Here is an 11,278-nt window from a genome sequence, read left to right as displayed (position 1 = left end):
GGTGCACCTCGCCTCGTCGGTCGACCCGCAGCTGGCCGACCTGTCCAACAAGCTGATCTATTCGGCGATGGCGGTCTACCTGATCGCCATGTTCGCCTACATGTTCGAGTGGACCTTCGGCGCCAAGGGCGCCGTCGCCGTCCGCTCCACCGAGCAGGCGGGCCTGGCCGGGACCGTCGCGGCGGCGGAGGCCGCGGCCAAGGGCGCCAAGAAGGTCACCGTCACCGTCGCCTCGGCGGGCGGCGGCACCACCACGCTCACCCGCACGGCGCTGGCCGGCGAGGGCGCGACGGTGGTGACCAGCGGGCGCGGCGACGAGGAGGTCGACGGCCCGGGCGCGGCCGGCACCAGTGAGAAGGCCGACCTGTCCGGCCGGATCGCGGTCTCGCTCACCGTGCTCGCCGTCCTGCTGCACATCGGCGGCGTGCTCACCCGTGGCCTCTCGGTGTCCCGCTGGCCGTGGGGCAACATGTACGAGTTCTCCTGCGCCTTCGCGCTCGCCATGACGCTGGCCTTCCTCGGCCTGATGGTCGCGAAGAAGCCGGTCCGCTGGCTCGGCCTGCCGGTCACCCTGGCCGTCGTGCTCACCCTCGGCATCGCGACCGAGGTGCTGTACACCGACTCCGAGCAGCTCGTCCCGGCCCTGCACTCGTACTGGCTGGCGATCCACGTCTCCACCGCGATCATCTGCGGCGGCGCCTTCTACGCGGGATTCATCACGGCCCTGCTCTACCTGGGCAAGGACTCCTTCGACAGGCGGATGGCGGCCGGCCTGGCCAAGGGCCCGCTCGGCACCTCGCCGTCGATCTGGCGCCGGCTGCCCGCCGCCGCGACCCTGGACAAGCTGTCCTACCGGATCAACGCGCTGGTCTTCCCGCTCTGGACCTTCACCATCATCGCGGGCGCGATCTGGGCCGAGGCCGCCTGGGGCAAGTACTGGGAGTGGGACCCGAAGGAGACCTGGTCGTTCATCACCTGGGTCGCCTACGCGTGCTACCTGCACGCCCGCGCCACGGCCGGCTGGAAGGGACGCAAGGCCGCCTACCTGGCCCTCGGCGCCTTCGCCTGCTGGCTGTTCAACTACTACGGCGTGAACATCTTCGTGACCGGCAAGCACTCGTACGCGGGGCTCTGACCGGAACGGGAACCACCCACCCGGCCCGGCGCTCCAGACGAGGAAGCCGGGCCGAGGTGTGACGGGGGTACTGCGTGCCGGCCACCCGGTCCGGCACGGGGAGGAACTGAGGAGGAAATCGCGCAATGGAGTGCGACGAGGTCATGCTGACCGTCCGAATCACCGCCGCCGAGCAGCTGCTGCTCCGCCGGCTCGCCCAGGGGCACCGCAGCGACGTGTCCGAGGTGGTGGCCGACGGGCTGCTGGACATCATCCCGACGTTCGTCTCGCCGGCCGACGCCCATCGGCTGCTGGCCGCCCTCGCGGCCCCCGCGCCGTGCGCGCTGACCGTCTGGCTGCCGACGCCGCTGGCCGATCTGCTGGTGCCGGGGGCGGCCCGGATCGCCCAGGTGACGCAGGTGCGGATCGGTTCGGCCAGCGCGATGCTGGGCGCCGCGCTGCGGCTGTGGCTGGCGCAGGACCCGGGGCGGCTGGCGGAGAACCTCAGCGTGATGCACGCGGGGCGGCCGGCGTCGGCGCTGGTGGCGGCCTGACCCGGCGGGGGTAGCGGGGGCGGGGCGGGGCGCGGGGAAGGGGGAAGCGGACGCCGTACCGGGCGGCGGTCCGGTCCGGACGGTCCCGGTCGGGTCGGTCGTCCCGGTCGGGTCGGGCGGTTCGCCCGGGCCGGCTCAGCTGGCGAGCGGCAGACCGCGGCGGCCGGCGGCCGGCGCGGCCGCGGACCGGCCGCCGCCGACGGGGGCACCGTCGGCCGGGGCGCCGGTCAGCCGGACCTCGGCCACCGTGCGGCCGTCCTGGACCAGCACGACCCGGACCGGCGCCCGGCGGCCGCCGCAGCCGTCCTGGCCGGACTCCGGCCCGACCTCCCGGACGGCCCGCACCACACAGGGGCGGTCCGGCGCGATCGGGTCGTGGAAGGACGTCACCAGGTCCACCGGCACCATCCGGTCCGGGTGGTGCAGCCGCTGGGCCGCCTGCCGGGCGGCCTCCAGGACCAGCATCCCGGGCAGGTGTCCCGGCGCCGGGTCCATCGGGTCGAACAGCACCGGGTGGGCGGCGTCGGCGCGCAGCAGCCAGCTGCCGGGCAGCAGCGCCGGGCCGAGCACCACGTCGGCGGCTTGCTGGCGGCCCACCAGTTCCGGTGCGACGACCTGCTCCGGGATCCGCGGCGGGACGGCCCGGCGGCCGGGTCCGCGCAGCCGCTCGTAGGCGGCGGGGGAGAGGATCCGCAGGCCCCCGACGCCGCGGCCGACCGGGCGGCCGTCGCGTTCGATCTCCGCCTGCACCCGCAGCGCGACCAGCCGGCCGTGCCGCATCCGGACGTCGTGGCAGCTGATCCGGAGCATCAGTTCGGTGGGGGCGGCGCCGACCGCGAGGCCGTCGAGGCCGGCCGGGCCGAGGGTGTAGCCGAGTTCGTCGAGTACGGCATGGTGGTCGTGGGGGACGCCGAAACCGGCGTGCCCGACCAACAGGGCGGCCTGCCTGACGGTTTCGGCCATCAGTACCGGGTCGTGGTGCCGGTCGCCGGGCAGTCGGTAGAAGCCGTGCAGCCGGGGCCACTGGGCGCCGAGCAGGAAGTCGTAGGGGCCGGTGGACTGCCAGCCGGTGATGAGTACTTCGGCGACCGACGAGCGGTGGACCAGTTGGCGGGAGACGGTCCGTTCGTGGAAGTCGTAGCGGCGCGGGCCCGAGGGAGCGGGGCCGGGGTGGGGATACGGAGCGTCGCCGTCCATCGCGGTGAACACTGGCATGACTGGCCCCACTCCCGGGTGTCGGTCGGCCGGCCGTACGGGCGGCCTGCGCAAAACATACAGGCCACCCGGTTTCTGGTCCCCCGAGGGGTAGTTCCCGGTACGCGCCCGGCGGGTTCACCGTACCCGCGTTCCGGCCTGCGGCAACGGCCGGGAGGCCCGCTCCGGACCTTGGGCGGGGGCCGGTCCCCCCTGGACGGCGGGGGCCGGGCAGGGGCTAGATTAGATACCAACCATGCGGTTTCGGGCGGGCGCGCGAGCCACCGACGGTCCGCAGAGGCGCCGCACCATCGACGACGGCGCCGTGACAGCAACCGGGCGAGCCGGAGCTCGCCACGGCCGGGGGCCGGAGGGACCGAGTGGCCAAGCAGGAACGGGCGGGGCGGACCAGGCAGGCCGTGCTGCTCGCGGCGGCGGACACCTTCGCCGACGCGGGCTTCGAGTCGGCGAGCCTGGTCGACATCAGCCGCCGGGCGGGTGTCAGCAAGGGCGCGCTCTACTTCCACTTCGTCTCCAAGCAGGCGCTCGCGGACGGGGTCCGCGCCGCCGCCGCCGACGCCATCGGCCTGGCCGTGCTGCGCGCGCTGCGCGGCCGTGGGCCGGCCGTCCAGGAACTCCTCGACCTCACCCACGAACTGGCCCGGCTGCTGCGCGAGGACGTGATCGTCCGGGCCGGTGTGCTGCTCGGCCTCGGCGGCCGCCCGGCCGGCTGCGGAGTGGGGGCGGTGGTGTCGCCGGCCGGATCGCCGCCGGCACCCTCGGCGGACGCGTGGTGGAGCCTGACCGCCGTCTTCCGCACCCTGCTCGACCGCGCCGCCGCGGCCGGCGAGCTGCGGCCCGGGCTGGACCGGGAGCAGGCGGCCGGGCTGCTGACCACCCTGGCGGCCGGTCTGGTGCTGTTCGCCGCCGAGTCCACCGGCCGGCTGGCCGCCGGGGCGGTCGGCGGCCTCTGGACGGCGGCCCTGCCGTCGCTCGTCCCGGCCGACCGGGTGGCGGACTACCGGATCTGAGCCGCCCGCCCGTCGTCGGACACACCCCGGCCCCGGTCGAAGTCGAAGGTGTTCAGCCGGGCGAGGGTGCGCGGCTCGACCAGTCCGGGCAGCAGCAGCGCCCAGAGGTCGGCCATCCGCTGCACCAGGTCCTTGCGGTCGGTCATGACCTGCGAGCTGAGCTGGATGCCGGTCACCGCGCCGGTGATCACGCCCGCGGCGGCCGCGGGCCGTACTCCCGGCCGCAGCTCGCCGGCCTCCCGGGCCCGCTCCAGCAGCTCCCGCGCCGCGTCCGTCCAGCCCTGGTAGGCGCCGATCTGCGGCTGGGTGAAGGTGCCGTGCTCGATGGTCAGCCGGATCGATCCGCGCAGCAGCGGGTCGTCCAGCAGCGCGTGGGCGAAGGCGTGCCCGATGTCGATCACGGTCTGCATCGGGCTGTCGGAGGCGGGCCGCAAGGTGGCCAGCCAGGCGCCCTGGCCCTCGATCACGGCGAGCGCCAGGTCCTCCTTGGACGGGAAGTGGAAGTAGAGCGCTCCCTTGGTGACGCCGGCCCGGTCCAGGATCTCGGCCATGGTGGCGCCCGCGTAGCCGCGCTCGTCGAACACCTCGGCCGCGGCGCGCAGCACCGTCTGGCGGGTCGCCAGCGCGCGGGCCTGCCTGGCCATCGCAGCCTCCCTGGTGGTTCCGGTCGTCAGCTGCTGGATCCTACGGGGGCGGGCCGGGCGTCGGCCCGCGTACCGTCCGGTAGCGACCCTTTCGAGCCGTTTCGGGCGGCGGTGCGGAGTTCGGGCCCGTGTCCGCCCCGTTCTTCCCGCTCGGCGGTTTCCCATGCGCCGGTCCTCCGCCCCGGAACGCCGCCGGCCGGCCACCCCGGTCCTGCGGGTGGCCGGCCGACGGCCGAGCGGTCTCCGTGCGGGCCCTCGGAGGAGGCGTCAGGCGGCCCACTGCCAGCTGACCGGCGAGAAGTACGCCGGACGGCGCTCCAGGCGCTGCCAGTTGGCGATCGGCTCGACCGGCGAGGAGGCGGCGGCCTGCTGGGCGGCCGCGGCGCGGGCCATCAGCACGGCGGTCAGGGCGGCGAGCTCCTCGTCGGAGAGCGAGCCGCGGACGATACGGACGAGTGGTTCGGCGGAAGCGGTCATGGTCCGGATTTCTCCCGGCGGAAGTGGTGAGTGGGCGTCGGCGTGGCCGGCCGTGGTGCTCGGGCCGGGCGGCGCTGCTACATCGGCGGGTTGCCGTGCTTGCGGCTCGGCAGATCCGCGTGCTTGGTGCGCAGCATGGCCAGCGAGGACGCGAGGACCTGGCGGGTCTCGGCGGGGTCGATGACGTCGTCCACGAGGCCGCGCTCGGCCGCGTAGTACGGGTGCATCAGCTCGCTCTTGTATTCCTTGATCTTCTGGGTGCGCGTCGCGTCCGGGTCGTCGGCGGCGTTGATGTCCCGGCGGAAGATGACGTTGGCGGCGCCCTCGGCACCCATGACGGCGATCTCGTTGGTCGGCCAGGCGTAGGAGAGGTCGGCGCCGATGGAACGGGAGTCCATGACGATGTAGGCGCCGCCGTACGCCTTGCGCAGGATCAGCTGGATCCGGGGCACGGTCGCGTTGCAGTAGGCGTAGAGGAGCTTCGCGCCGTGCCGGATGATGCCGTCGTGCTCCTGGTCGACGCCGGGCAGGAAGCCGGGGACGTCGAGCATGGTGACCAGGGGGATGTTGAAGGCGTCGCACATCTGGACGAAGCGCGCGGCCTTCTCGCTGGCGTTGATGTCCAGGACGCCGGCGAGCGACTGCGGCTGGTTGGCGATGATGCCGGTGACGTGGCCGTCGATCCGGGCGAGCACGCAGAGCACGTTGGTGGCCCAGCGCTCGTGGACCTCCAGGTACTCGCCGTGGTCGACGATCTCCTCGATGACCTTGCGCATGTCGTACGGCCGGTTGCCGTCGGCGGGCACCAGGTCGAGCAGGCTCTCGTTGCGGCGGTCCACCGGGTCGTCGTTGACGACGGGCGGGGGCATCTCGCGGTTGTTCTGCGGCAGCAGCGAGAGGAGGTAGCGGACCTCCTCGATGCAGGACTGCTCGTCGTCGTAGACGAAGTGCGAGACGCCGGAGACGCCGGCGTGGACGTCGGCGCCGCCGAGGCCGTTCTGGCTGATCTTCTCGCCGGTGACGGCCTGGACGACGTCGGGGCCGGTGATGAACATCTGCGAGGTCTCGCGGACCATGAAGACGAAGTCGGTCAGGGCCGGCGAGTAGGCGGCGCCGCCGGCGCAGGGGCCGAGCATCACGGAGATCTGCGGGATCACGCCGGAGGCGCGGGTGTTGCGCTGGAAGATGCCGCCGTAGCCGGCGAGCGCGGTGACGCCCTCCTGGATGCGGGCGCCGGCGCCGTCGTTGAGCGAGACCAGCGGGGCTCCGGCCGCGATGGCCATGTCCATGATCTTGTGGATCTTCTGGGCGTGGGCCTCGCCGAGCGCGCCGCCGAAGATCCGGAAGTCGTGGGCGTAGGTGAAGACCGTCCGGCCGTGCACGGTGCCCCAGCCGACGACCACGCCGTCGGTGTGCGGCTTCTTCGCCTCCAGGCCGAAACCGGTGGCCCGGTGCCGGCGCAGCGGCTCGACCTCGCGGAACGAGCCCTCGTCGAGCAGGAGGTCGATCCGCTCGCGGGCGGTCAGCTTGCCCTTGGCGTGCTGGGCCTCGGTGGCCTTCTCGCTGGGACCCCGGCGGACCTGCTCGCGGAGTTCGTGCAGTTCCGCGACTCTTCCCCGAACGTCCGTGGGGATCTCCGGGACGTCGTCGTCGACCGGCGCCTGGTGCACAACCGTCATCTCGAACCACTCCAAAGGTGAGGGAACTGTCCGACAGCCAACGTCTGCGATGCCCCCGGCTGCGAATCACTTCTTCACTTATGACTGTACGAGGGGCCGCACGCTGGTTTCGGCGTCGATTCCGTACAAGGTCGCGTCCGTTTAGATGTCAGGGCTGCACAGAAAGCGAAGCGTTTCAGCCCGTGCGGCCGGTAGCTGTTCGATTACCCCGAGCTGTCGTCCAGATGGCGGCCAGGTGAGCTGAAGTCGAGGAAACACGCAGGTCAGGGCTGTCCCTGTCAAGGGCGGTCCGGTTTTCCGCGCGGCCCCCCGCGGGGCGCCTGGTGCGGCGGTGAAGGCCGTGCCGACGGGTCGGTGGTACCCCACCAGTCGTAGGGATGCACCAAAAAGACCGCAGCCCACCCGGTGGATGCCGGGTGGGCTGTCCGAGCGACACCGGCTCAGCCGCGACGGCTGTCGTCCGGGTCGTCCTTGCCGCGCAGCTCGTTCTCGCGGCGGCGCAAATCCGCCTCCCACTGCTTGAGCATGTCCTCGTGCTCGTTGTTGTGCTTCTTCAACGAGGCGAGGAACTCGGGGTTGTCGTCCGGCGCGACCGGTCGGCCGTCGCGCCGGGGCCCGTACGCCGAGCCGCCGGCGGCGTCGCCGCCGTCCTCCGGCGCGGTCCGCAGCGCGCCGCGCTGCTTGCCGGCCACCAGCCAGGCGATCGAGCCGACCAGCGGGAAGAGCAGCACGATGATCACCCAGACCACCTTGGGGAGGTGCTTCACCTCGTCCTCGGGCGTGGTCAGGCAGTCGATGAAGGCCCACACCCAGAGGGCGAGCGGGAGTACGAAGGTCAGGATCCTCAGCACGGCGGCGGTCTCCCCCGGGTGACGTCGGTGGCGGGCGGGCGCGTTCTCGTGGCGGCGGGCCGGTCCGTCGGGCGGTGTGCCGCTTCGAGGGGGCCCTTGACACAGGCCAGGCTAGCGGGTGGCGGATACTGGCACGCATGGCATACGACGATCTCCGCTCGTTCCTGCGGGCCCTCGACCGCGAAGGCGACCTCAAGCGCATCAAGGCGGAGGTGGACCCCTATCTGGAGATCGGCGAGATCGTCGACCGCGTGCAGAAGGCCAAGGGTCCGGCCCTGCTGTTCGAGAACGTCAAGGGCTCGTCGATGCCGCTGGCGATGAACGTCTTCGGCACCGAGCGCCGGCTCTCCAAGGCGCTCGGCCTCAAGGGTCCGGAGGAGATCGCCGACCGGATCGCCGGGCTGCTGAAGCCGGAGCTGCCGCAGGGCTTCACCGGCTTCCGGGACGCCTTCGGCAAGCTGGCCTCGATGGCCCACGTGCCGCCGAAGAGCGTGAAGTCCGCCGACGCGCCCGTGCACGAGGTGGTGCTCACCGGCGAGGACGTCGATCTGGACGACCTGCCCGCGCTGTTCACCTGGCCGCTGGACGGCGGCTCCTTCTTCAACCTGGGTCTGACCCACACCAAGGACCCGGACAGCGGCATCCGCAACCTCGGCCTGTACCGGCTGCAGCGGCACGACCGCCGCACCATCGGCATGCACTGGCAGATCCACAAGGACAGCCGCAACCACGCCGCGGTGGCCGCGAAGCGGGGCGAGCGGCTGCCGGTCGCGATCGCCTTCGGCTGCCCGCCGGCCGTCACCTACGCGGCCACCGCGCCGCTGCCGGGCGACATCGACGAGTACCTGTTCGCCGGCTTCGTGGCGGGCGAGCGGGTGCGGATGGTGGACTGCAGAACGGTCCCGCTGCAGGTCCCGGCGGACGCCGAGGTGGTCCTGGAGGGCTGGCTGGAGCCGGGCGAGATGCTGCCCGAGGGGCCGTTCGGCGACCACACCGGCTTCTACACGCCGCAGGAGCCGTTCCCGGCGCTGACGATCGACTGCGTGACCATGCGCCGCCGCCCGATCCTGCAGTCCATCGTGGTCGGCCGCCCGCCGACGGAGGACGGCCCGCTGGGCAAGTTCACCGAGCGCTTCTTCCTGCCGTTGCTGAAGATCATCATCCCGGACATCGTCGACTACGACCTGCCCGAGGCCGGCGGCTTCCACAACTGCGTGATCGTCTCGATCGACAAGAAGTACCCGAAGCACGCCCAGAAGACCATGCACGCCATCTGGGGCGCGCACATGATGTCGCTGACCAAGCTGATCATCGTGGTGGACTCCGACTGTGACGTCCACGACTACCAGGAGGTCGCCTGGCGGGCCTTCGGCAACGTCGACTACAGCCGCGACCTGACCGTGGTCGAGGGCCCGGTCGACCACCTCGACCACGCCTCCTACCAGCAGTTCTGGGGCGGCAAGGCCGGGATCGACGCGACCCGCAAGCTGCCCGAGGAGGGCTACACCCGGGACGGCGGCTGGCCCGAGATGGTCTCCTCCGATCCGGAGACTGCCGCCCTGGTCAGCCGGCGCTGGAAGGAATACGGCCTGTGAGCACCGCCGCCGCACTTCCCGAGGCCCCGCCCGGCAAGGTCAAGTCCTTCCTGCGGCTGGTGATGATCGAGCACTCGGTCTTCGCCCTGCCGTTCGCCTACATCGCGGCGCTGACGGCGATGTTCCGGTCCGACGGGCGGGTGCACTGGGGCGAGCTGTTCGTCGTCACGGTCTGCATGGTCGGCCTCCGGACCTTCGCCATGGCGGCGAACCGGATCATCGACCGGGAGATCGACGCCCGCAACCCGCGCACCGCCGGGCGTGAACTCGTCACCGGCGCGGTGTCCCTGAAGACCGCGTACGTCGGTTCGGCCGTCGCCCTGGTGGTCTTCCTGGGCGCGGCCGCGCTGCTGAACCCGCTCTGCCTCGCGCTGGCGCCGGTCGCCGTCGTCCCGATGGTGGTCTATCCGTACGGCAAGCGGTTCACCGACTTCCCGCAGGCGATCCTCGGCCTGGCCCAGGCGATGGGCCCGGTCGGCGCCTGGCTGGCCGTCACCGGCACCTGGTCCTGGGACGCGGTCGTGCTCGGCGCCGCCGTCGGCATCTGGATCGGCGGCTTCGACCTGATCTACGCCTGCCAGGACGTCGCCTCCGACCGGGCGGGCGGGGTGCGCTCGGTGCCGGCCCGGTTCGGCATCCCGGCCGCGATCCGCGGCGCGCGCGGCTGCCACGCGCTCACCACGCTGCTGCTCGGCTGGTACGCGGTGCTCACCGACGCGGGTGTCGCGTTCTGGATCGGCCTGCTGGTGGTGGCCGGGGCCTTCGTCTACGAGCACACCATCGTGAAGCCGAACGACCTGTCCCGGCTGAACCGGGCGTTCTTCCAGACCAACGGCTTCGTCGGCATCTCGCTGTTCTTCTTCGCGCTGGTGGACCTGGTGGTGCGCGGCCTCGGCATCTGAGGCCGCGCCCCCTGGGCCGTCCGGGGGACGGCCCTACTTGCCGCCCTCGTCGAGCGTGTGCTTGACGAGGGCGTTCGCGTGCCCGTGGCCGATGCCGTACTCCTGCTTCAGCCAGGCGACCAGCTCCATGTGCTTGATCAGCGGGGAGGCGCGGATCAGCTCCTGCCAGTGCGCGATCGGCTGCCCGTACTTCTTCTCGACGGCGGGGAAGTAGCTGGAGGGGCCGTTGGGGGCGGGGGTGGTCATGCGGTGCTCCTCGAAGTCGGTTCGGTCGTCCACTGAATGATGATCATTGCGCCTGGAGCCGGATCGCGACAGCGGTCAGCCAGGCCAGTCCGAGGGCGGCGGCGAGGGTGAACGCCAGCACCGTGGCGCCCGAAGCGGCGAACCCGACCAGGACGGCGGCCGCGACGACGCGCGAGCCGAGGGCCCAGCGCCCGCCCAGGTGCCGGGCCAGGACGAGGAAGGCCGCGCACAGCGCGAGGAATCCGACCGCCCCGCCGACCAGGTGCACCAGGCCGTGCCCGCTCAGTTCGGTCACCCGGCCCTCGGGCGCCCCGACCGGGAACCCGGCCCCGGGATCGGCGGCGAAGAACCCGTCGAGGACGAAACTCGCCCCGAACACCCCGACCAGCCGGGGCGCCCAGTCGCTCCCGGGCAGGGCCCGGCGCAGCCCGACGGCGCCCGTGAGCAGCAGTGCGCCGGTGAGCAGGAACGCGACCTGCTGCACCCACCCGAGCCCGCCGAGGCTCAACTGACTGAGCGCGTTGCGGGTGAAGTCGAAGCCCTCCCGGGTCAGCCCGCCGATCACCCCGACGGCGAGGAAGAGGGGCCCGGCGACCGCGCCGGTGGTCAGCAGCGGGCGGGCGGCGGGGGCGGCGGGCGCGGTCCGCGCGGTCATCGTGTTCGTCATGCTTCCAGGACCGGACCCGGCGCGGAAACTCATCGGAGGGCCGGATGTGACCCGCGTCACCCGGGGTGTCGGCCCGCCCCGGGTCCGGTGGGCCGTGTGCGCCCGGCCGGGCTCGCCGGGTCCGGGCCGGCCGCGTCCGGGGGTGCAGACCGGCCAGACCGGACGTCCCGCCGCCCGGTGCGACCGCCCGGCTCGTGACCCGACGCCCCTTTGCCGCCCGCCCGCCGTTCCGTTCCGGCCGGAACCGTCGCAGGTCGGCCGCACGGGGGGTGCCGTGCGCGGCCGGTGGCTGAAAATCTCATGCAATATAACCTGTGACATTGT

Annotated in this window: 12 protein-coding genes; 5 read left to right on the top strand and 7 right to left on the bottom strand. The window is 72.6% G+C overall.

Annotation, left to right across the window (positions count from 1 at the left end; genetic code table 11):
- The first annotated feature begins 1 nt into the window (after position 1).
- Together ccsB and ACIQ9P_RS16405 are read left to right on the top strand one after the other, a co-directional pair.
- Entirely contained in the window at positions 2-1,135 is a 1,134-nt protein-coding gene (ccsB, locus tag ACIQ9P_RS16410; protein WP_402355506.1) for a c-type cytochrome biogenesis protein CcsB, read from the top strand.
- A 143-nt stretch (positions 1,136-1,278) separates the two neighbouring features.
- Positions 1,279-1,668, top strand: a complete 390-nt coding sequence (locus ACIQ9P_RS16405) for a hypothetical protein (RefSeq protein ID WP_402355504.1) — start codon at positions 1,279-1,281, stop codon at positions 1,666-1,668.
- Positions 1,669-1,803: 135 nt separating this feature from the next.
- Here ACIQ9P_RS16405 and ACIQ9P_RS16400 read toward each other — a convergent pair whose 3' ends face one another.
- On the bottom strand, positions 1,804-2,883 hold the full coding sequence (locus tag ACIQ9P_RS16400) for a ScbA/BarX family gamma-butyrolactone biosynthesis protein (protein ID WP_402355502.1): 1,080 nt from the start codon (positions 2,881-2,883) through the stop codon (positions 1,804-1,806).
- Between the two features lie 359 nt (positions 2,884-3,242).
- Between ACIQ9P_RS16400 and ACIQ9P_RS16395 the strand changes: the two genes are divergently transcribed.
- Positions 3,243-3,893 (top strand): ScbR family autoregulator-binding transcription factor, encoded by a 651-nt coding sequence (locus tag ACIQ9P_RS16395; RefSeq protein WP_402355500.1) that lies wholly within the window; start codon positions 3,243-3,245, stop codon positions 3,891-3,893.
- Here the strand turns inward: ACIQ9P_RS16395 and ACIQ9P_RS16390 are convergent.
- From ACIQ9P_RS16390 to ACIQ9P_RS16375, 4 genes are all read right to left on the bottom strand, one after another.
- A complete protein-coding gene (locus tag ACIQ9P_RS16390) occupies positions 3,881-4,537 on the bottom strand; it encodes a ScbR family autoregulator-binding transcription factor (RefSeq protein ID WP_402355498.1) in 657 nt (218 codons plus the stop codon). The genes ACIQ9P_RS16395 and ACIQ9P_RS16390 overlap by 13 nt on opposite strands.
- 267 nt (positions 4,538-4,804) lie before the next feature.
- The gene (locus ACIQ9P_RS16385) at positions 4,805-5,014 is read right to left on the bottom strand and encodes an acyl-CoA carboxylase subunit epsilon (protein WP_030393819.1); all 210 of its coding nucleotides are present in this window, start codon (positions 5,012-5,014) and stop codon (positions 4,805-4,807) included.
- Between the two features lie 77 nt (positions 5,015-5,091).
- A complete protein-coding gene (locus tag ACIQ9P_RS16380; RefSeq protein ID WP_402355496.1) occupies positions 5,092-6,693 on the bottom strand; it encodes an acyl-CoA carboxylase subunit beta in 1,602 nt (533 codons plus the stop codon).
- Between the two features lie 440 nt (positions 6,694-7,133).
- Complete coding sequence (locus ACIQ9P_RS16375) at positions 7,134-7,544, bottom strand: PLD nuclease N-terminal domain-containing protein (RefSeq protein ID WP_402355494.1); 411 nt, start codon at positions 7,542-7,544, stop codon at positions 7,134-7,136.
- A gap of 137 nt (positions 7,545-7,681) precedes the next feature.
- Between ACIQ9P_RS16375 and ACIQ9P_RS16370 the strand changes: the two genes are divergently transcribed.
- Both ACIQ9P_RS16370 and mqnP read left to right on the top strand, forming a co-directional pair.
- On the top strand, positions 7,682-9,139 hold the full coding sequence (locus ACIQ9P_RS16370; protein ID WP_402355492.1) for a menaquinone biosynthesis decarboxylase: 1,458 nt from the start codon (positions 7,682-7,684) through the stop codon (positions 9,137-9,139).
- Complete coding sequence (gene mqnP / locus ACIQ9P_RS16365) at positions 9,136-10,041, top strand: menaquinone biosynthesis prenyltransferase MqnP (RefSeq protein ID WP_402355490.1); 906 nt, start codon at positions 9,136-9,138, stop codon at positions 10,039-10,041. The genes ACIQ9P_RS16370 and mqnP overlap by 4 nt, the downstream gene beginning before the upstream one ends.
- A gap of 33 nt (positions 10,042-10,074) precedes the next feature.
- On the opposite strand, the gene ACIQ9P_RS16360 is transcribed toward mqnP, so the two are convergent.
- Both ACIQ9P_RS16360 and ACIQ9P_RS16355 read right to left on the bottom strand, forming a co-directional pair.
- Positions 10,075-10,287 carry a DUF4287 domain-containing protein gene (locus tag ACIQ9P_RS16360; protein ID WP_402355852.1) on the bottom strand — a complete coding sequence of 71 codons (213 nt, stop codon included), beginning with the start codon at positions 10,285-10,287 and terminating at the stop codon, positions 10,075-10,077.
- 43 nt (positions 10,288-10,330) lie between these two features.
- Complete coding sequence (locus ACIQ9P_RS16355) at positions 10,331-10,954, bottom strand: DUF998 domain-containing protein (protein ID WP_402355488.1); 624 nt, start codon at positions 10,952-10,954, stop codon at positions 10,331-10,333.
- Positions 10,955-11,278: the final 324 nt, after the last annotated feature.

This window comes from Kitasatospora sp. NPDC094019, assembly GCF_044764505.1.
Lineage (GTDB): Bacteria > Actinomycetota > Actinomycetes > Streptomycetales > Streptomycetaceae > Kitasatospora.
The sequence above is the reverse complement of the archived record's forward strand: the minus strand, read 5'-3'. Positions and strand labels throughout refer to the sequence as shown.

Bases quoted from the DNA above. Each gene is read 5' to 3' on its own strand.
- ACIQ9P_RS16405 (WP_402355504.1), top strand. From the start codon at position 1,279: ATGCTGACCGTCCGAATCACCGCCGCCGAGCAGCTGCTGCTCCGCCGG.
- ACIQ9P_RS16400 (WP_402355502.1), bottom strand. From the start codon at position 2,883: ATGCCAGTGTTCACCGCGATGGACGGCGACGCTCCGTATCCCCACCCC.
- ACIQ9P_RS16390 (WP_402355498.1), bottom strand. From the start codon at position 4,537: ATGGCCAGGCAGGCCCGCGCGCTGGCGACCCGCCAGACGGTGCTGCGC.
- ACIQ9P_RS16385 (WP_030393819.1), bottom strand. From the start codon at position 5,014: ATGACCGCTTCCGCCGAACCACTCGTCCGTATCGTCCGCGGCTCGCTC.
- ACIQ9P_RS16380 (WP_402355496.1), bottom strand. From the start codon at position 6,693: ATGACGGTTGTGCACCAGGCGCCGGTCGACGACGACGTCCCGGAGATC.
- ACIQ9P_RS16370 (WP_402355492.1), top strand. From the start codon at position 7,682: ATGGCATACGACGATCTCCGCTCGTTCCTGCGGGCCCTCGACCGCGAA.
- ACIQ9P_RS16360 (WP_402355852.1), bottom strand. From the start codon at position 10,287: ATGACCACCCCCGCCCCCAACGGCCCCTCCAGCTACTTCCCCGCCGTC.
- ACIQ9P_RS16355 (WP_402355488.1), bottom strand. From the start codon at position 10,954: ATGACGAACACGATGACCGCGCGGACCGCGCCCGCCGCCCCCGCCGCC.